The following is a 21,237-nucleotide window of genomic DNA, read 5'->3' as shown; positions in this document are numbered from 1 at the left end:
GCTTATTTCCTTTATTGGCTCTTCTTGCTCAGCTTAGCCTGCAGCGCCTGAAATCCTTCCAGCGCACTCTGCAGGTTTTCAATGATATCCTCCGCCAGCACATCCGGCTCCGGAAGGTTATCAAGATCGGCGAGGCTCTTGTCCTTCACCCAGAAAATGTCCAGGCTCTTCTTGTCCCGCTTCCAGATCTCATCAACAGTAAACTTTCTCCATCTGCCGTCCGGATTCTCCTCCGACCAGGTTTCCTTCCTCTGATATCGGTTCTCAGGATTGAAGCAAGCGACAAAATCATCGAGATCGCTCTCCTTCATCGGATTCTGCTTCAATGTGAAATGTATGTTTGTCCGGAAGTCATAAATCCAGACCTCCCTTGTCTGACGCTCCGGGCTGGCAGGCCGCTTGTCAAAGAAGATCACATTCGCCTTAACGCCCTGCTTGTAGAAGATGCCGGTCGGCAGACGCAGGATCGTATGCAGATCGGTGTTCTGCAGAAGCTGCTCCCGCACCGTTTCCCCTGCACCGCCTTCAAAGAGCACGTTATCCGGCACGACGACTGCCGCCTTTCCGGTAGAATTCAAAATCGTGTAAATATGCTGTACAAAGTTCAGCTGCTTGTTGGAGCTGGTCGTCCAGAACTCAGAGCGGTTATAGACAAGATCCTCGTCCTCGGTCTCTCCTTCCTCATTCGTAAAAGTAATGGAGGATTTTTTCCCGAAGGGCGGATTCGTGAGCACATAGTCCACACGATACCCGGGATCTGTCAGCAATGCATCCGCCTGCTTGACCGGTACATCTCCATAGATATCGCCGATATTGTGCAGATACAGATTCATCAGGCAGAGCTTAAAGGTAGTCGGAACCAGCTCCGTTCCGTAGAAAGTCTTATTCTTCAGGAACTCCTTCTGCTCCCGGTCAAGTGTCTCCCTGTATTCATTTGCGATGAAATCCTGTGAGGCAAGGAAAAAGCCGCCACTGCCGCAGCAGGGATCTGCGATGGTCTTTCCCGGCTCCGGACGCATGCAGCGAACCATCGTCCGTATCAGCGATCTCGGAGTGAAATACTGCCCGGCACCGCTCTTGGTGTCTTCAGCGTTCTTCTGAAGAAGCCCCTCGTAGATGTCGCCCTTTACATCCGAGGACATAGACACCCATTTCTCGCCGTCGATCATGTCTACGACACGCTTCAGGATGGCTGCCTTGCTGATCTTATTAGACGACTGGAAAAAGATGCTGCCAAGGAGGCCGCTCTGCTTTCCGAGGGTCTCCAGTATGGCTTTGTATTTGTCTTCCAACTCTGTGCCCTTGAGCGTCCGCATATCCTGCCAAGTGCATCCGGCGGGAATCCCGCTGTCACGGTTGTAGGGCGGTTTGGAATACTCATCCGCCATCTTCAGGAAAATGAGATAGGTCAGCTGCTCCAGATAGTCGCCATAGGAAACGCCATCATCCCGAAGAGGATTACAAAGGCCCCAGACCTTTGATACGATAGAACTGGTTTGTGTCGATAATTCGGCCATGATTTATAATCTCCCTTCGAATGCCTGTTTCAGAATGGACTGACGCATCGCTTCCGCCTGCTGGAGTGCGGTGTCCACGGTGTGTTCGATGGAATCGCAGACGGAGAGGCGGGATTCGATTTCTGATACAATTTTCTTTGAAGTAGCATCAGACACATCAGGTACAGGCGTATCTCTAATATCGTCCAACCCTAACCCGAGTTTTCCTCCGCCGCGCTTGTTCTTCAATAAATCTTTTTGCCCATAATCGCTCTTCAGATACCACGCCATGAACTCACCCAGCTGTGGATTTTCAAATCGGATCATTGCAATATGCTGATTTATATAGGCTTCCTCTATGTCTTCCGGAATAAGAGCAATACTGCCCAAGTCTGCAGTAATAGAAACCAAAACATCGAAAGGATTCAACCTACTTCGTTTTCCTTCTGTCTCTTCAGGAAGATTAACTCGCTGAATACTATCGTTCTTTAGAATAATCTTGTCTCTCGTAAGATCTGTGATGCGGATAAACCTTGCTCCTTCATCAGCATAGTATTTTGCCCATCCCCTTGATCCACTCGTAACAAACTCTGACATTTGTCGAATAGGCTTTTTTTCAACAACACCTTTAAAAGCATCTTTCAGCACCGCCTGCCTGTAAACCTTCAACTGCTCCTTTGTCTTCTGCAATGTGCTAACGCTATTGTCCAGTTCAGAAAACATTTCCTCGATTCGAGAAACGATACGCCGCTGTTCGTCGATTGGTGGCAAATCAACTTGAATCTTAGAATATTGCTGAATCCAATAACGCTTATGAGTGCTGTGGTCGAACTCAATAATCTGCATACGGTAATAAATAAACTTTGGCAAAACAAGTTTTTCATTTGCCGTGAGTATTTTCATTGCCGAAGATTTCACTTTGAACGGAAAGTTAACAAACTGGGTCGAGGTAGTAAAATCATCAAAAATAATGACTGGCAATTGATCATATATTCCCGAAGTCTCATCCGTATATCCTATGATAAATGACTTTCCGGCTGTCAATACCGGTGTTTCATAGGAATCATTATAGTCTGTGGATTCTACAATAAATGGTGTTGGCTGTTCATATGAAAGCATGTCACCAAGTTTATATCTCTTCCATTCCATACCCTTACGCCACCAATTCTATATTCATCTCATCAAGTATCTCCAGATACTGATCACCGAACACTTCATAAAATCTGCCGAGCCCACCCTTCCGGTCAAATGGCGTATAATCCAGATCATCCGCGCTGATGCTCAGACTCGCGGCGATGTGATCTTTCACCATCCGCAACCATTCCATCTGCTCATCCGTGAAATGAACGGCACCGGCGTTCCGTTTCAACGTCCACTGCATGAAGTTATAATTCACTTTGTCCGCAAACGGCTGCAGGTTATCGGCATAGCCCATCTCGAACCGAATAATGGAAATCAGATCCGCCAGCTGTCCGATCGTGCCACGCTTCACTTTGTCCGGCTTCTTAATGGCATAACAATCCCAGAGCCGTTCAATGGTGATATGTTCCTGCTGCAGCTTTTCGTACAGCTCCTTCAGCTTCTTGATCGCCATCGGACGATCTGCGTACCTCTGATCATAAATGATCCGCAGGGCAAGGATCTCATCCTTGTTCTCTTCGATAAATTCATGAAAGCTCTTGATCACCTGATCAGCGTTGCTTTCACGATCTTTATCCCAGCCAGCATAAGTTACAGAATCGATGTTCACATTGTCAATGATCTGATCATGCTTCTTGCGGACATCCTCAATATAATCTCGGTTGTCCGGAACACTAAATGGCTGCTCTGCTTCTTTGATTAGTTCCTCCTGAGCAGCATCTAACTTTGTCTTTTCTTCCGGACTTGGCTCTCTGTCCGGGTCAAGCGTGACACCGGCCCTTGCAGCAACCACATCTTCATCGAAGGCGTTGAGCAGATCTTCAGCAACAGTACTAATTGGCTTCCCTACTTTGGCTTCAAACTCATCCAGTTCCTCTGGCTTGAGTTTATTGCTCAGCCGTATAAGACGATTTGCCAATGACGTAAGGATCTCCGGATCTTTTGTACCGAGCGATGCCCGCTTCATGAGCTCTGTCAGACTTACATGGGGCTTGTACTCCAGCGGCCTTGTTTCCGTCTTCTTGGATTTCGTTACGCCGACAGCATCTATCACGACAAAGTGATCCTTCTCTGTGGCATCATCACCGGAGACCATCTTCAGGTCTTCCAGCTTCAGCACCCTGGTTCCACGACCGAGCATCTGCTCGTAGTGGCCCTTGCTCCGGACATCACGCATAAAGATCAGACACTCCAGAGGCTTCACGTCCGTTCCGGTGGCGATCATTTCGACAGTCACTGCAATACGTGGATAGAACTGGTTACGGAAATTGCTCAGAGCCTCGTCCGCCTTCTTCGCCTTACAGGTAATCTTCTGGCAGAATTCGTTTCCCTCACCAAAGACCTCTCTGACAATCTGAACAATATCATCGGCATGGCTGTCATTTTTAGCAAAGATCAGCGTCTTCGGTACGTTCTTCCTGCGCGGGAACAGCTCAGTAAAGACCTTATCCCGATATGTCTGGATGACGGCACGGATCTGGCTCGGATTCACAACATCCACATCCAGCATTCCCGGATTATAGGCCATATCCTCATCCATCTGCCGCCAGCGCTTTGCCCGGGTCAGACGATCCCGGTATTCCGCCAGACGCTTCATGATCATAGCGCCGTTCTGGGTGATTTCTGTATTAATCAGATAGATGTCCTCGCCGACGTTCACCCGGTCAATAATTGCCTTCTCACGGGAATATTCGCTGACCACGTTCTGATTAAAGAACGCAAATGTCCTCTTCTCCGGCGTTGCGGTCAGGCCAATGATAAAGGCATCAAAATACTCCAAGACCTGCGACCACACATTGTAAATCGACCGGTGACACTCATCGACGATAATGCAATCGAAGAATTCCGGCGGATACTTTTTATTATAAACAACACTGACCGGCGGCCTGTTCTCCTGATCACGGTCGATCTCATCTTCTATATCTTCGTCTTCTTCGGACAGTTCCTCACCCTTCAAGATAGAGTACATTCTCTGAATTGTGCTGATATAAACCTGATTGGAGGGAGACATGACAGACTTCTTCAGAAGGCGGACGCCGAAAATATCCGAGAAGACCCGCTGCTCCCCATTAGGCACATATGCTCGGAATTCCTGCTCTGCCTGTACTCCGAGGGATTTTGTATCCACGAGAAAAAGAATCCTGGTCATCTTCCCGTAAGTAAGCAGTCGGTAAGACTCTGTAATTGCAGTAAAGGTCTTTCCCGCACCGGTGGCCATCTGAACAAGTGCTTTCGGCCTGTTCTCGGCAAAGGATGTGTCCAGATTCTTAATGGCGATCTCCTGGCACTTGCGGAAACCGGTTGTATCCAGCTCCGGCATATGCTTCAGGTTGTTCCGCACAGTGTCTGGAGCGGCAATCCAGTCCCGGAGAGTTTCCGGTTGGTGAAAGGAAAAGACAGAACGAGACCGATATTTGATATCATGAAAATCTGTAAAGCGCGTCAAGGTACCGGTGGCCTCATAGGCAAACCGGATCTCATATCCGTCATCCAGATATTTAAATGTGCTATTTGCGTACCTAAAGGACTGACCTTCAACCACAGTGATATTCTGGGCTTCAGTATCTTTCTTTGCTTCGACAACTCCCACGGGTTTTCCAGCCACAAAAAGGGCATAGTCTACCGGCCCGGTACTCGTCGGAAATTCGCGGATTGCGACTCCAAGAGCTGCCGAGAGATTGATTTTGTTCATATCCTGAATGACCCATCCGGCATCATTTAGCCTTCGATCGATCGCCTCCCGCGCAATCTGCTCCGGCGTCTTAGGCATGCACATCACCCCCGGTCTCTACCAGTTTTACTGATCCGTCCGCGATTCTCCGAAGGGTCTCCTGATCAGCTTCGTGGTTATTCATCAAGGTTGTAAGAGCTCTCTCTACGGCAGCCGTTTTTGTGTACCCGGTTTCTTCGCAAAATTCCTCTAATCTCTGGTACACATTCACATCGATTTTTACGTTCAAATACTGTCCGTTTTTCTTTTGGCGTGCCATAGATTTCACCTCATAGTAATAGCTAAACTTTTACTCAAATATCATACATCAAAAAGCTACCTTTTTCAACAAGAACTCGTTTCTACAAAGAAAAAAGGCCAGCGGCCTCAATTGCCACTGACCCTACGCTCTTACTATATACCAGAGATGCCGGAACCCGTCCCGGATCGTCCGTAGTTTCTCCTGCCGCTCGTTCTGCGCCTTTTTCAGCGGCACACTTACTTCTCCGATCCGCAGACCCTTCCGCGATGCCTCCGCAATCATCTCCGTGGCAAACTCCATACCATCGGTTTGCAGACTTAGTTTCTGAAGTGCATCCTTCTGGATTCCCCGGATACCACAATGCCAGTCGTGGATCTTCACTCCGAATTTCACGCGACCGCACCAGGACAGGAACGGCACACCGAGCTTGTGTGACCAGCTCATGGCTCCATCTTCCATCTGACCGCCGAAGCGGTCACCGGTCATAAAGTCTATTTTATTCTCTGCAAGAGGAAGATAGATTGGATCGAGATTGGCAAAATCATATGTACTGTCGCAATCACCGAAGATGATCACTTCACTCTTTGCGGCAGCGAGGCCGGTGCGAAGGGCACGACCGTAACCACGGCGATGCTCCTTGATCACGGTGGCTCCATGCGCAACCGCTATCTCAGCTGACTGGTCTGTGCTGTCGTTATCCACGACAAGAATTTCCCCTCTCATCCCCTGGGACTTCAAGTAACTCTGAGCCTCATCAATACAATACGCTATATTCTCTTCTTCGTTCAGACAGGGCATAAGAACAGTAAGATCATACACTTTTTTTCATCCCTTTTCTTGGAGCGAACTCAATCACCTCAAACACTACAAGACACAACGCGAATATCGTAGAGGCTTGAGCACGATAAGTAAAGTTGCAATGCCTCCACGAATGGTTATGTAATATCAAATATCTAACATAAGGTACCAGGGATAAAGACAGATACAGCAACATGTGATTCTGATCTATCTCCCGACAAATACTAATTCTCCCAGCGTAAATGGGATACACCACAAATATCAGTACACTAAGCAAAAAGACGATAGATCCAGCTATTCCATAATCAAAGGGAAAAAGCCTTGATGTGTTCCTTGTAATTGCCTGAATAAGAAACTGAGATAAGGGCAAGTGCACACTCCCTCCAAGCCGCTCTTCAATATGACCAGTGACATAAGGCATGACATTTTGCTGAAGAACAATGGACGCAATGAGCCATTTCATTGCCCACATATCGGCATACCCGAACAGCCAAAGCGCCGAGTTCTTTAAAACAAATCCCCAGTTGTCTGAAGAATTGTTCCGTTCTCTTATTCGAAGAACAAATATGAGAGGGATTAGAAGCGTCACAGTTTCTGTGCTTAGAAAATCAAGATACACTGTAACCATTCCAACAATAAGAAACAACGAGCCCATTCCATCATACTGGTTTCTCAATGCGGCCCTTATTGTTATCACAGAGAAGACCAGCATTACTAAAAATACCCATGTATACTCAAGGCAGAATGGGACAAACCAGATGCTTACACAAATAATCGAAAGCAGAAAGGCAATTCCTTCCTTCTTAAAGCCTTCACTTATCAGCATTTGCAAAAGCCAAATGCACAAAGCCGCTATAATCAACGCATGCAGAAAGTAAATTTGTCGAATATTCAAGAAAAGGTGTTCTAAACGGACTATGACTGCAGAACCGTGCCAATATCTAAGGTATTCTTGCGTTGGCTCTAATCCGTCTCTTGCAGATTCCAACAAATACCGACTTACATGTTGATTGGTATACCCAGAGAATGGTGCCCACATTACGGACTCCAGTGTGTTCTGATCATCAAGATTATATGCAATATTTAGAAGCAAGGAATCAGCATACCAATCAATCGAGCTCGAGCGTATCCCACTTACCGCAAAGTGTGTTGCTGGTTTTGTGCTTAAATATTCAGCGGTTTCTATCATTCTGGAGCGGATAGCACTCTTTGGAATCTTCGCCACACCTACCAGAGCAATTAATAGCAAACCTACCGTTAGAAAAAAGACTGCAGAATATTTTATCAGGCGTTTAATCATATCCAACTATAAAAAACTGCTTCCCCGGAATGATTCCAGGGAAGCAGCGGGTTGTTAATTCACTTTAATCTATTCGTCTGAACGACGCTTCCATTAAAAGCTATTCAATTAGTTAGCGTTCATTCTTCTGCGGGTTACCAGAAGGATGCCAGCACCAAGAACAAGGATTGCACCGATTACGTAGAAGATTGTGGTACCGATGCCACCAGTGCTCGGAAGTTCTGCACCAGAATTGTTCTCGATCGTTCCTGTAGCAACCGGCTGTTTGCCACTGGCCTGAGTTTCAGATGCAAGATTAACTTCACCATTGGTTATCGTTGCATTTTTTCCACCATAAGTTGCAGAATATGTAACTTTCTCGCCGTTTGCTGCTTCTTCTACACTGATAACTACAGCTACAGGAGCCGAAAGAAGATTGTAACCCTTAGGAGCTACTGTCTCTTCAAAGTAATATGTACCTTTGTCAAGACCTCTTACCTGCTGTGAAAGCTTACCAGTTGAATCTGTTGTGAAACTATCACCAGCAGACTGAGTAGCAACCCATGTGACTTTTCCATTTGTTGCATCCCACTGATAATACTCTTTAGAAGTTGTAGCTTCTCCGCCGGGCTCAGCTGCAGGCGTGCTGACTTCACGATAAAGTTTAAATGTCGCTCCATCAAGATGCTTCGTGCTATCAGTTCCGTCGATCTTATCTACATCAAGATTCAAATCGATAACATAAGTTTTCTTTTCAGGAGTCTTATTTGTAGTATTGTCATACGGTGTCTTAGAATACGTAAGGTCTGCAGTATTGTTCTCATAGTCATATGTAAGAGCGCTGCTATTCACAGTACACGAATATGTAAGAACAACATTCTTTCCAGCACCGGCTGCCTGAAGTACACTATAAGGAATAGTTAATTCAAAGCCTTTATCACCGGTTTTGAAAATAAGTTCATTGTCATCTGTGGCAGCAGTTGTACTGGTAACATAAGTAGCTGCAGCTCCATTGATAGTAAGGGTAAAGCTTGACTTATCATAAGTAAGGCCTGCGGAGATATCATCACCGATGATATAGGTATAATCTGTATATCCCGTCAGATCAGGAGTAGTAGCAGTAATCTCATAAGTTACTGTAGAACCAACTTTTGCAACAGCAGCCTGACCCTTAGTATCCAGGAGAGCATCACTGATTTCAGTTGTCCCTTCCTGCACTTTCTTAATCTTCTTGTCGATCGTCGGAACACTAGCCTTCGGCTTCACTTCCGCATTCGGATCTGTGGTGGTAAGAGCCACCGCTGCTACAACTTCTTCAGCAGGATCCAGCTCCGGATCAGTCGGGATTACAACACCATATACAGCATAGTAACCGGGATCAGAAAGCTGAATTGTTGCAGTTTCATCTTCACCACCTGTGCCGGTTCCATCTGCGCTAGTAGGAAGAACGCTCTGAAGTGCATCTGCCAATGAACGGGCATTTGCTGCAGACATTGTCGATCCATCCACTACATAAGTAGTAGGATCAGCAGCAGAAGGCGTTAATTTGATTCCGTATGTTGTCGTGATAACACCCTTAGCATCAGTCGTTGCACCAGTTGTTAATTTGGCCCAAGCCCAATCAGTATTCTTAATACTGTACGCATAAGCACTATAGCTATCGGTCGAAGTTTCCTCTCCTGTTGCAGGGTCAGTTGTGGTAGTTGTAGTTTTTCCACCCAATGTTAAACTGAAAACTTTGTAAGCTTTATACTGCTTACCATTAATACTCATCGACTCATTGTCGTTTGTAACGGTGATATTATAATCACCAACCGCTGCAAATGCAGTGATGCTCATCACGCTAAGCACCATTACCATGGCAAGCGCCAAAGCCATCATCTTCTTTAAAGATTTCATATTTTGTCCTCTCTTTTTATTTGCTATCATCTTGTTCTTTATTTTTATCATTATACCAATTATTTTTCAAGAAGGTACTGGAATATACCTCCTTTCCAATATATTCAGTACTCTGCCGACGTCTCTCTCCCGGCAGGTCTCTGTTTGAAAGTATCCGCAAGGGGATGTTTTCGGTATTAAGATTAATTCTGACTGGCTCCGTGGTATCCGCATCCAGCGACCGCGAGCGGCTTCCCAGGCCGGCTTTCCTCGTATGCTGCAACAGGTTGTCTCTCTCAACCGAACACACCTCCTTCCATTTGTTTCTTATATGTTTTCATTGGATCTTCCCGAATCTTGAGAAGGGCCAGATGCAAAACACGATCTTTCCTACGATCTGCTCCTCTGCTACGCAGCCGACCGATGTATTGCGGGAATCCACCGAGACATCCCGGTTATCTCCCATGACGAATATCCTGGACTCCGGAACCTGATAGGGAAGTTTGATGTTGCAGTCCCCAAGTGCCTTCGTCTGCAGATATGGTTCTTCCAGTTTCTCGTTATTGACGTAGACAGTGCCTTCTTTGTCGATGTCCACCCAGTCGCCCGGGTTCGCGATCACCCGTTTTACCAGGATCTTGTTGTTGTAGTAAAACGCTATGATGTCACCTGTCTTGAATTCGTTGCTTTTCAGTGATACAACGATATCTTCTTCTGTCAGCGTCGGGTTCATACTTGATCCGTAGATCCTGAGTACCGGAAGCAGCAACACCGCGACCAGAGCAGCGACCGCTGCCACTGTAATCAATGTGTAGATCGTGCTTCGGAGCACCGTCCGGTAATTCTTCGCGTATGTGACACGTTTCAGCTCCGTTTCCAGTTGTCCTGTCGAGGGAAGATCCTCAGGCGAAAATGTGCTCTTTTTCACTTGTATCCCCTCTCCTCTTACTGCGTATTTGTGCTCTGTCGAAAATGGCTGCACTGGCTTGCAGTAAATCCTTTATGTTTCTGTACTTCTTTTGCCTTGTCTGAAGACAATTCGTGTACTTCTTCAGCCTTGTCTGCCGGCACTTCGTCCGGTTCAAAGCGTCCGCTCTTAACATTATCCAGATACAAATCCGCTGCTTTCTGCGCTTCTTCCAGAACATGGAAAACCGCAAGGGATGCTTCCGCAAGGGAGCCGCACTTACTGATCTGTATATTGCGATCTTCCAGCTGCTTTCTGGTCTCCTCCAGCTCTTCCTTCAGCCGGTCCATCTCTTTGCTCTGCGTTAAAAGCAGCGAGAGAAGCTCCTGTTTGCTGAGTTTTTTAAGCTGTTTATCTGTCATCCCTTATCTCCCATCTTACTCTGCCCGGATGCACCTTACAGCGCACCGGGTCTGTCCGCCCGTGTTACAGGTGAACAGGGTCAGGTCCCAGTCTTCCATGTCACCGTCCTCCGGATCACGATTATTCATGTTCCGGATCATCTGCTCCACCGATGTGGGCTGTACGGTCTCCCGGTTGCTTACCGTATAATGGTAGATGACCTTGTCCGCAGTTATGAAATACACATCTGCGTCTATGTCCACTCCCTTGATGGGAGAAAAATGTCTCTGATAATTGTGTCCGCAGATGACCATGTCATCTGTATAGTAGCTGCCGCTGTACAGGCAGGGGCTGATCCTCAGCCGGTCATAATCCCAGGTATCCATGACTGGAAGCCGGATCCCGAGGCTGGGAATCTCCAGTATTCCGATATACTGAAAACCATCGACCAACGTAACCGGCATGGTCTGTCCGTAACGCCATGCATCCTTATCCGTTACCCGGTCATCCACATCTTTATCCGATCTGGATGGCGGCGCGGGGGCATTCGAAACACCCATATCCGCCTGCTCTTCCTCGATCTGTTTCAGGATCGCATCTGAAGCATCACCTGCCCGGTTATTGTCCCACATATTGTAGATAACCAGTCCAAGCCCGCCTGCCATGAGCAGAAGCCCTATCGCTGTCAGCAGAGTACCAAACCTGCGCATCATCTGTTAACTGCCCTCTGCTGCTTCCTGCATTCTGCCGTGGCTTCGCATGACTGTACCGATGATGACCAGGAGAAGTCCGGCCAGAAGCAATACAGGAACCGGCCACCACAGCTGTCCGGTCTGCGGCAGTCGTCCGGAATTGCCGCCGGACGGTTTGTCGGGTTTATCCTTCTTTGATACCGTCACACTCGGCTTCGGACTAGCCGTTACCTGGTAATTCCCATCCGCATCCGGCAGTGAGAAGAGGAACGGAGCAAAGCTGGCATTCTCCGGAGATTTCTTTGTCTGTACCATCAGATACAGTCCCGACATCAGGCCGCCGACAGTGACGGAGCCTTTCTTGATCGTCCCTGTAATCCCCTTGATACCGGACGTATTTGCAGCCAGTATCTTTGCCAGAGAGGCATTACGCGTCGTCAGCTCATTGCTGTCATAGTCGCGAATGGCGGCTATCGCTTTTCCATCACTCGTATTCTGTTTCGCCAGCTTCTGAAACTGTCCGCTCGTCTTTGGATTGAAATACCTGTTGCCGTTACTAACAAGCGCATCGGATACCTTATAGACTGCAACTTTTCCGCCGGAGAGCTGTACGCGTTTGCCGGTCGTGGAATCCGTGTATGCCAGCTGCAGATTGATCGAGCAGTCCGACCTCGTCTCCCACAGTGTTTCCGGGAACTCTTGTGCTGCGGCATTCGAACTCATCACAATTACAGCCAACAGGACGATCCAGATATGTTTCATCAGCATTCTTCTGCAATTATGCATATCATCTGTCCTCTGTCTTGTCATCCTTCACCCTCATCTGTGAATAGATCTGTCTTTTCTCTCTGCGGCGCCGCGTCCTCATCCCTGTCATGATAAACATACCGATTATCAACAGTATCAGTATAGGTACTGCGATAAACGGAGCTATATAGATCGGTTCGATCTGAAGCGCGTCCGCGATTACCGAGGCATCACCATCGGCATTCTCTATACGGTGTCCCCGTACCAGAAGCCGGTGTGTATTGATCCCGTACGGCGTACAGGTCACCAGCGTCACATAGTCCTTACCTTTCTCGATCTGCAGATCAGACAGATCTGTCGGCAGTACAGTACGGATCTGGTCTACCTCATATGTCAGTGTCTTGTTCAGTACGGTGATGGTAAATGTATCACCCTCTACCAGTTTGTCGATGTCGGTGAAGAGTCTGGCTGACGGAAGTCCGCGGTGTCCGGATACCACACAGTGGCTTCCTTTCCCACCTACCGGAAGGGATGTGCCCGGGATATGCCCGACTGCCACCTGAAGGATACTTTCATCAATTCCATGGTAGATCGGGAGCATCACGTCAATCTTCGGGATGTCGATATATCCCATGATCCCCGATGTACCGATGTCAAGCTGCTCTTTGTATTCCTTCTCCTCATCTTCATCCAGCGTCCACTGGATCCCTGAACGGGACAGCTTCCTGTTATAGGCCTGCGCTTTGCTGATGATTCGCTCGTACTCCTCCGTATTCATGTTTGCGGCTGTCTCCGCATAGGAGGCCACCGCTCGTGACTGATGAAATGAATTCCACCAGTTAGCAAAAGACGGATAAGCAATCAGCCCTGCTCCTATCAACAGAATCAACAGAAGGATCAGAGTCAGACCGTTCTTTTTCAGCCAACTCATAACATAACGCAGTCCCTTTCAAAATCGCATTGGTACAACAATATCCCAACTTAAGACTACTTTACCATTTTTGCACAATTTTGCAATATAAAGTTATTTATTGCTACTATTATATATACGGCTATGCTCAAAAACGTCACAGCTCCGGCTGGGCAGGGTCATCCCACCCGTCTTCTCTTCCGCATCACTAATCCGGCACTTCCCAAAGCAAGCATCAGACTGCCGAGAAGATACAGCAGGTTGGAACCAGGGCCGCCGGTAGACGGTAGTTCATAACCGGCGTTATTTATGATCTGATACGTCACCGATGCATCCGTTGTGTCATTGCTGTGATTGTAAGTAGACGTTTGTGTAGGGTCATATGCCGTATCGTTCAACTTCAATAGTTTTATTGTTGTTTCCTGTAACCAGTTGGATAATACATATGGATCTGGTTTTGTCTGCGACGTACTATTGTCAGCAAGCTTTGTCCATGTATTATGATCTGTCATATCAACAGTTACTTTCAGAGGCTCTGTGAGCATAATATAACCGGCAGGAGCCTTTGTTTCCACAAGATAATATGGTTCGTTATCAGCTAACAACGGCAGAGCACCTGTTATCACTGATCCACCGTTGGTAGTAAGAGTCTGTACTGTAACATACTTTCCTGAGAGTCCGGTCAGGTCTGTTTTTGCCACAGACTCATCAGCTATCTCATCACTAGTTGCCTTTCTGTATAGTACAAATGTAGCAGAATCGCTTGAGATCGTATTACCACCCTGGTCGGCTTTTAAGAGCTTCAACTTTTTGACGAATACGTTAATCTTATGTTCATTCGCGCTCTTGACCTCGTCTTGTCCCGTTCCGGTCGTGACATGTCCGATATTACAGCCAGTGTCGGTCTTGTTAGGCGTATAGGTCACCGTGATCGTATATTTCTCTGCCGGGGTGCCATCCTTGTCAGTGATGTGCTGCCCGGGCGCCTTGACGTTGGCATCCACCGCACCATCGATGATTTTCTTTTCCAGCTTCACCGTGATCGTACCGGGCTGGTGTCCATAGGCCGTGTAGTTTATGGTCTTTTCTGCACTGTCTTGCGTTTTCAGCTGGTTGAGCAGCGTGTTGAAGTCTACGTCCGTGAAATACCGGTTGATCGGCAGGCTGGAATACTCTTTATCAGGCGCAGCGGTATCCTTCGTATCGGTCTTGGAATACCATTTCTTGTCGCCTTTGGTGATGGTTGTACCATTGTTCGCGGTGCCGTTTGTCTTAACGACCTGCTTAACCTTAATCTCGTCCCACAACGCCTTCACTTGATCCTCAGGCTTCACTTCGATGCCCATGTAGACCGTCCATTCGGTGCTGTGCTCCGTAAGATGCAGCTCATCGACATTGACGGTGGGGGTATTTATAAATATGCCCCACGGCGCGTTCGAAGGAGGATCCACCTTCTTGGTCGCATTGGTACCGCGTTCCTTGTAGACGTATTTAATCGGTTTGACACGATTGTTGCTGGATTTATATCGGTTGGTTTCGATATCATTGCCGCCCAGGAAGTCCTCCTTCGCCTTAACGTAGAACGACTTCTGCCATCCCGGCGTCTTGATGGTATTATCTGCGTTCTTCTCGCCGCGGCCAACCTCCTGATCATAATATGTGATCTTCCAGCATTCTGCGCCGTCGACAGTAGCCATGGACCAGTTGTACCTCTTGCCGTTCTCATCGGTGTAATCCCCGACAGCAATCGGATTACCGTTTTTGTCTACGGGATAGAATGCAGGATCCAATACATCCGTGACTTCCGCTTCTAAGGTAACATCGTACATCAGTGTATCGATCAAATCCTTGACCGCCCTGACAATAGCAGGCCCGTTGCTGGCGTTGAAATGCCGGGTGACGCCATCCTCTTCTGAAGCCAAACCATCTAGATGGCGCTGGTTATTGCCGCCAACCATATCCAGGCTAAGCCCCAGCGTATAAAGCTTGGCATTGGAGGAATTGGTGCCCTTCAAGGCGCTGGCCTTTTCGCCAATCATCGTCCACGCCGTATCACTAGGAATTTGGTTCTTATTGCTATCCTGCATGTTCGGTGCACCGTCAGTAATCAGTATGGCGATCTTTTGCGCATCCGCCCTGCCATTGCTGTCAAGCTGGCTCTTGCCGGTTTCAAGACCAAGGTCCTGTCGGGTGCCTCCCACAAGGGAAATATTGTTGATTTTGCCGTATAGCCCGGTCCTGTTTTTGTAATCGTAGAATCCCTGATCTTTTGCACTGCTGTTGAAGGTCACAAGACCGATTCGATTGTCCTTGTCAACGGCATATACGATCTCGCTGGCAATACGCACAGCTTCTTTCAGATACGCCAGGCGTGTGATGGAGGATGACGCAGTATAAAGCCTGCATCCGCCACCATCGCTGTTCTGATTGCAGATATTATAGGCCAGATCGTCGATACGTGCTCCCACAAGCCTGTTCAGCCTGTCGGATTGGTTCATGCTGCCCGCATCTGGCGGATTCATATAGGACGCGTCAACAAACTTCCAGCATTGGTCACCAGTGTAATCATTCAGGTTCGTCCCGGAAGCCGCATAATACAGGGCGTAGACTGTCGCCTGTTCCCCATTCCCGATAAAATAATAGATCTGGTTTTTATCCAGCCACGATAGCTGTTTTTCCAAACTATGGGAATCATTGCCCATTATGCTTGTAAAGTAATAACCGGATACTGGACTCAGATTGGCGGGGAAATACATCGAACGTGAAGTATCGACAATCAGTTCCAGATCAATCTTGTTGGATATAATCGTGATATCGGAAAGTGCCTTCAAGTCAATTTGATATATTCTGTTGTCATAGTCGACCACGCTGGCGGTTTTATCCACGATGATCTTGCTGTTTTCGACTTTGTCCTTCCAGGCGTTCAGATCACCGAGGTCCGTCTCCCCAGCCGGTGTCAGATTATAGCCTCGGCCTTGAGGAATTTCAGAATTCAATCTGGCAAGGTAGACTTGCTCTGCTTTACCATCCCCTCGACTGCCCAGAAAAAACTGATGTTTACTGCCGTTGAACCTCAGTCCCGTATTATCGGGGTTCTTCAGATATACGGTTCTCCTGCCGTCCGGCACTTCCACTTTGATCAGCTGATCCCAATTGCCTACAATGTTATTAAATAGCACCAAGTAACTATTTCTGTTTGACCGGTTCTGTATGTAATACTGACCGTTACCTGCATTGGTAAATGTCCAGAACACGTCATCCGCATACCAGTCTAATCTCGTGATCGTATCTCCCTTTTTCGTCACTTCTATTGTAGAGCCGTCCGCCTTCAGTGCGTACCAGTGCTCAACATTATTCTCATCTTTTACTCCCCTGATGATAAGATAGTTCCCGTTCTGGATGCCGGTTGTGTACTTTAGCAACGTAGCGGAAATCGAGAAGCTGGACTGCTGGTAGGTAAAGGAGGAAATCCCTTCACCGGAGGATTCGCTCAAATCCGTATCCGGATCAATCAACTCGATGCCGTCCTCTGCGAAATGGACGACTTCTGCCTCAGCACTGGAATCGACACTTACCGGCTCATTGTACTGAATCTCAACTTGAACCGGTGTCAACGGCTCGATTTCCGCGCCATCCTTCCAGATGGAAATATCAAAGAACCGAGCAAATGCCACCTCAACCGCCGATTGCGGATTCACGACTTCCAGACCAGCTTCGGCAAAGGCCGCATTCATCTCGTCGTCCAGATCCGAATCGGACACCTCGCCCTCAACTGCGGCAATCATCTGCGTATAATGCGCCTCATACTCCTCTGTCCCAGGCAGGAGTTCTCTGGCGGTCAGCTCCGCCCCATCAGGAATGCCAGCTTCCGACCCATAGGTCACAGTAATAATATAATCTTTGCCGTCCGCCGTAATCACATGTGTGGAAATCTGTGCATCCGTCACCCTCACAACGAACTGATCCCCATCCTTCATGGTGACTGTCAGCGTCTCTTCACTCGTAAACGGCTGCACACTGATCAGAGCCCAGTCTCCGGCCTCCACCGTCTGCGCATTTATCTCCGCGATCTGCGCTTCCGTCAGCTCCGCGCTGTACTGGCATTCCAACCCACGGCTCTCTTTAATCTGACCAACCGTGGTATCGGCATCAACCTTGCTGACATCTACAAGTTCAGGGCTGCTGAACTCCACAGAAGCCACGTCCTCCACGAATTTCCTTGTGGCCTCGCTGACTTCCACATCACCCAGTGTGAGCGCTGTGTTCGTATCGGAATTTACACTATTCTCTTCTGTCCCTTCGTTGGCGGCGTTTTCCTCGGTATTTTCTGCGCTTACCGACCCATTTTCGTCCCCGTTTTTCCCAGAGTTCGTATCACCAATTATACCCAACACTTCCACAAGGTCTGTAAAGCTTACAAATCCGCCTCCGGGAAGGCTGAACTGGTACATTTTGCCGTTCACGGAATACTCGAAGTCCACCGTATACACGATGGCATAGACTGAAAAACCATCTGCAGAAAAACTGACGGTATCAGCCTCTGCCGAACTGTCCAATACCACCGGCATCTCATTCGCACCTTCAAAGTGCACAACCTGGGTCTGCTCTTCTTCATTTTGCTCTTTGTCCAGCAGTTTGATCGTAACATCGACCGGGGCTTCCAGATCTACCTTGTCACCGTTTTCATCAACAATCTCAATGTTGAGCAGCTTGATATAGTTGAGAGCTTCTGCGCGGCTGTCGATGGCATCCGCTGCCTGCTCTACATAGTCATCGTACTTGCTGTTATCTTCTGTGACTTCAGATACCTTAAGCTGTGCATCTTCCGGAATGCCTGCGTCTTTATCAAAGTCGACAGTGACTTCATATGTGCGTCCATCTCCAGTAGTGAACGGTACCGTTATGCTTTCCGTCCCCACAATACCGTACACGGATACTTCTTCAGCCTGGAAGCTGACACCGTCTACCTGTGTATCGGTACCGCTGACTGCTGCATCCACTGTGGCCGGTACGCTGTCACCAAACTGCAGGGTGCTGACCTCTGTGCCCTCGGTGATCTCCTGGGACTCGTTGTAGTCGATGATGACTTCTGCCGGTGTAGCCGGCTGGATCTTCTCACCGTCTGCCATGATGCTGACATCGAAGAATCTTGCGAAGCTGATCTCTGCGTCGCTGTCGCTGGTCAGGGCATCTTCTGCTTCACTCATATAAGACTGATAGAGTCTTGATGAATTCTGTACTTCAGTAGCTACCAGAACTGCATCATCCGGGATCTCTGCGTACTTGTCGTACTTGACAGTAACGGAGTAGGAATCGCCGTCTGCTGTCATCACGCCGCCGGTCAGAACTTCTGTTCCGACAATGCCATATACTGAGAATCCGTCTGTCTCGAACTCGATTCCATTCACGATGTTGTCATCGTCAGTGAGCACTTCCACATTCTCCATGACCTGGGGCTTCTCGCCCTCTGTCTGGAATTGGTAGAGTTCGAGATCTGTTCCTTCCTGAACTTCCTTCGGCACAAACTCGATATTGGCGCACACAGGGGTGAGGGGCTCAACCTCATTTCCTTCCTTGTCCAAAATTGTGATGTCAAAAAGCTTCGCCATCTGGACTTTGCGACCGGATGCCAGTGCCGCTTCGACTTCCTCCATATAGGCAGCATATTCTTTGGAATCTTCAGTCTGATCGGCGGCTACATTCTCCGCGTTCTGGTCTGCCTGCTGATCGGCGGCTGCATTCTCCGCATTCTGATCCGTCTGCCGGCTGACGTCTGCATTTTCTGCGTTCCCCGGCGAACCGGAGGCCGCGGTATCCGGCTGAGAAGCCGCGTTTTCACCGCCCGCTTCCGTTTCGAGAAGGGCGGCCGCCTCCGCCTGACGCTTCTGATATTCCGCGCGATCCGCGTCGTCTCCGTCGCCGCGAATCTGCCTCACCCTGAGCTCCGCCGACTCCGGCACGCCCGCGCCGGTGCCGTACGTCACCGTCACCTTCGCATCGCCGTCCGCCGCGGTCCGGCGCATCGTGAGCCTGTCCGGCGCCACCGCCGTCAGCGCAAATTCCGACAGACGGTCCGTGCGGAACGACGCACTCACAATCGCGTCCGCTCCGTCCCCGCCGTCTTTTTCTTCCGCCGAAAGAAGCTCCGTCTGCTCGTCCGAAAACGTCAGGACGCGGACATCGCCGTGACCCGCGAACCGTCCGCCGCATGCCGAGACGCCGACCCGTACCTTTTTGCACGGGGAGACCACCTCCCCGTTCACGGTCAGAGACGGGACGTACACCGCTGTCTCCGTCACATCCGCGAGATTGACCGCATACCGGTCGTAGAGCGGAGAGAGCGCCGCGTGAATCCGGTCCTGCGCCTCCGTGAAGCCGTCCGCGTCCTCCGCGAGCAGCTGAACCGTAAGGGTCGCGCCCTCCGGAAAAATGCCGGTGACGGTGACGCCCGCCGCCTCGTCCGTCAGCGTCGTCCGCGGATCGCCGAAGCCCGCAAGCCGCGCGTCGTCCCAGCCGTATGTCACGCGGGCGACTGCGCCGCCGACGTCGCCTTCGATGGCGGTCACGCCCGTATCATCCGTCTTTTCGACCAGTCCGATCCGCGTCACTTCCCCGTCCCGGGTGAAAAGGAAATCCCCCTCCTCCGGGCGGTTCTCCGCCGTCAGATCGCGGTACATCCCGCGCCGCTTCAGTTCATCGGCCCACTTCTCCGCTTTCGTGTCGGCCGGCACGTCCCGGACGCCCGCGTAGTAGAGGCAGAAGGCCGCGAACGCGGCGTCCCACGGCTCATAGGCGTCCCCCTGCCACTGCCCGTACCGGGTGTAGCCCTGACGGGCGCCTTCCTCTGTCACAATGAAATTGTCCGCGCTCTCCGTGTAGCCCAGCTGCGTGCGCGCGATCGCGAGCAGGTCCTCCGCGTAGCGGCCGGTCATCCGGACTTCCTTCAATGCCGGCTCCCAGTCCGACGGGCTCTCCTCGTGGCGCACCGCCACCGGAATGGCGCAGCGGCCGGACGCCGCCTGACCGGCGGCATCCGTGACGCTCAGCACGAGCTCATAGCCGCCCGCCTCTTCGGGCATATACGTCAACTCCGGCTGATACTCCCGAGCCGACCAGACCGGCGTTCCGTCCCGATCAATCTCATAGGAAGTTTCAAACGGCTCCGTGCCGCCGGTAATCTGCGTCTCAAACGTCAGCGCGTTCTCGCCCGCGAAGGCGTACTTCATCGCTGTCGTGACGGAAACGGTGAGCGGCTCCGCCGTCGTTCCGACCGGCGCGGCGCTGCTTTCAGCGGATCCGGCATCCGGCCGGGAAACCGACGGAACGGACTCTTCCCCGTTTCCGTCATCCTCAGGATACAGCTCTTCCTGCTGCTGATCCGGCGTCTCTTCCTGCTGCTGACCCGCCTCTCCTCCGCCTTCCGTATCCTCCGGAGCGGGCGTATTCTGCTGCGCCTCTTCCACCGGCTGTGCCGGAACCTCCGGCTGAACCGCGTCATCGGCGGGCGCTTCGGCGTTCACCGCCTCCTGCGCGCCCGACTCGCCGGAAACTGCCGCGCCGCCGGAGATCAATCCCGCGCACAGCAAAAAGGCGCAGAAAAAGCCGAAGCCTCTGTGCTTTCTGTCACATCTTTTTCTTTTTTCTTCTGATTTCGCCGGCTGATGCCTTTTCCCCTCGAACGAACGCCTCATATCGCAAAACCTCTCATCACTGACTGCCCTCAGTAAAACGAAGCTGCGCGCTGTACGAATATACGGAAATGCCAATCCGTTCGATACGCCGCTTCCTTAAACTTTATAATAAGACAGATGTGACAATGTGTCTATTTGATATGAGATTTTTGACCGTCTCCCAAGCAAAAAACAAACTGAAAGTAAAACATGTCCGGGAGTCTGATGCTGCAGGCTGCGCCAGCCGCGGGCGTTTCGTTTCTCTCCCTTCCGCCCTCGATCCGGTCGTCCGTTGCGGTCGCTTCTGATGGGTTGCCCCGGCACCCTTTTTCTACGGCCCGCCCGC

At 49.8% G+C, this 21,237-nt stretch carries 14 protein-coding genes; 1 reads left to right on the top strand and 13 read right to left on the bottom strand.

Annotation, left to right across the window (positions count from 1 at the left end; translation table 11 throughout):
- Nucleotides 1-11: 11 nt before the first annotated feature.
- Genes G4C92_RS08795 through G4C92_RS08785 form a run of 3 tightly spaced genes read right to left on the bottom strand, consistent with a single transcriptional unit; the run spans nt 12 to nt 4,956 of the window.
- Nucleotides 12-1,517 (bottom strand): class I SAM-dependent DNA methyltransferase, encoded by a 1,506-nt coding sequence (locus G4C92_RS08795; protein WP_274939493.1) that lies wholly within the window; start codon nt 1,515-1,517, stop codon nt 12-14.
- Between the two features lie 3 nt (nt 1,518-1,520).
- A complete protein-coding gene (locus G4C92_RS08790) occupies nt 1,521-2,615 on the bottom strand; it encodes a restriction endonuclease subunit S (RefSeq protein ID WP_274939492.1) in 1,095 nt (364 codons plus the stop codon).
- A 34-nt stretch (nt 2,616-2,649) separates the two neighbouring features.
- On the bottom strand, nt 2,650-4,956 hold the full coding sequence (locus G4C92_RS08785; protein ID WP_330654679.1) for a type I restriction endonuclease subunit R: 2,307 nt from the start codon (nt 4,954-4,956) through the stop codon (nt 2,650-2,652).
- A gap of 102 nt (nt 4,957-5,058) precedes the next feature.
- Here G4C92_RS08785 and G4C92_RS14940 point away from each other — a divergent pair, with 102 nt between their 5' ends.
- Entirely contained in the window at nt 5,059-5,358 is a 300-nt protein-coding gene (locus G4C92_RS14940; protein ID WP_330654678.1) for a hypothetical protein, read from the top strand.
- A gap of 40 nt (nt 5,359-5,398) precedes the next feature.
- Here the strand turns inward: G4C92_RS14940 and G4C92_RS08780 are convergent, their stop codons facing one another.
- The 10 genes from G4C92_RS08780 to G4C92_RS08735 all read right to left on the bottom strand — a co-directional run bounded on the left by G4C92_RS08780 (nt 5,399) and on the right by G4C92_RS08735 (nt 20,807).
- Nucleotides 5,399-5,626 (bottom strand): hypothetical protein, encoded by a 228-nt coding sequence (locus G4C92_RS08780; protein ID WP_274939490.1) that lies wholly within the window; start codon nt 5,624-5,626, stop codon nt 5,399-5,401.
- A gap of 123 nt (nt 5,627-5,749) precedes the next feature.
- Complete coding sequence (locus G4C92_RS08775; protein WP_274939489.1) at nt 5,750-6,427, bottom strand: glycosyltransferase family 2 protein; 678 nt, start codon at nt 6,425-6,427, stop codon at nt 5,750-5,752.
- A complete protein-coding gene (locus G4C92_RS08770; protein WP_274939488.1) occupies nt 6,420-7,712 on the bottom strand; it encodes a hypothetical protein in 1,293 nt (430 codons plus the stop codon). Before G4C92_RS08770 ends, G4C92_RS08775 begins: the two co-directional genes overlap by 8 nt.
- A 102-nt stretch (nt 7,713-7,814) precedes the next feature.
- Complete coding sequence (locus tag G4C92_RS08765) at nt 7,815-9,614, bottom strand: isopeptide-forming domain-containing fimbrial protein (RefSeq protein WP_274939487.1); 1,800 nt, start codon at nt 9,612-9,614, stop codon at nt 7,815-7,817.
- Between the two features lie 286 nt (nt 9,615-9,900).
- The gene (gene lepB, locus G4C92_RS08760) at nt 9,901-10,491 is read right to left on the bottom strand and encodes a signal peptidase I (RefSeq protein WP_274939486.1); all 591 of its coding nucleotides are present in this window, start codon (nt 10,489-10,491) and stop codon (nt 9,901-9,903) included.
- A gap of 17 nt (nt 10,492-10,508) precedes the next feature.
- Complete coding sequence (locus G4C92_RS08755) at nt 10,509-10,892, bottom strand: DNA repair protein (protein ID WP_274939485.1); 384 nt, start codon at nt 10,890-10,892, stop codon at nt 10,509-10,511.
- Between the two features lie 15 nt (nt 10,893-10,907).
- The gene (locus G4C92_RS08750; RefSeq protein WP_274939484.1) at nt 10,908-11,585 is read right to left on the bottom strand and encodes a sortase; all 678 of its coding nucleotides are present in this window, start codon (nt 11,583-11,585) and stop codon (nt 10,908-10,910) included.
- A 3-nt stretch (nt 11,586-11,588) separates the two neighbouring features.
- Nucleotides 11,589-12,332: a hypothetical protein gene (locus G4C92_RS08745; protein ID WP_274939483.1), complete on the bottom strand. Its 744-nt coding sequence runs from the start codon at nt 12,330-12,332 to the stop codon at nt 11,589-11,591.
- A gap of 19 nt (nt 12,333-12,351) precedes the next feature.
- Nucleotides 12,352-13,242 carry a class C sortase gene (locus G4C92_RS08740; RefSeq protein WP_330654677.1) on the bottom strand — a complete coding sequence of 297 codons (891 nt, stop codon included), beginning with the start codon at nt 13,240-13,242 and terminating at the stop codon, nt 12,352-12,354.
- 158 nt (nt 13,243-13,400) lie between these two features.
- A complete protein-coding gene (locus G4C92_RS08735) occupies nt 13,401-20,807 on the bottom strand; it encodes a VWA domain-containing protein (protein WP_274939482.1) in 7,407 nt (2,468 codons plus the stop codon).
- Nucleotides 20,808-21,237 lie beyond the last annotated feature (430 nt).

Source organism: Chordicoccus furentiruminis, assembly GCF_019355395.1.
Classification (GTDB): Bacteria; Bacillota; Clostridia; order Lachnospirales; family Lachnospiraceae; genus Chordicoccus; species Chordicoccus furentiruminis.
This window is presented reverse-complemented; position numbering and strand designations above follow the sequence as displayed.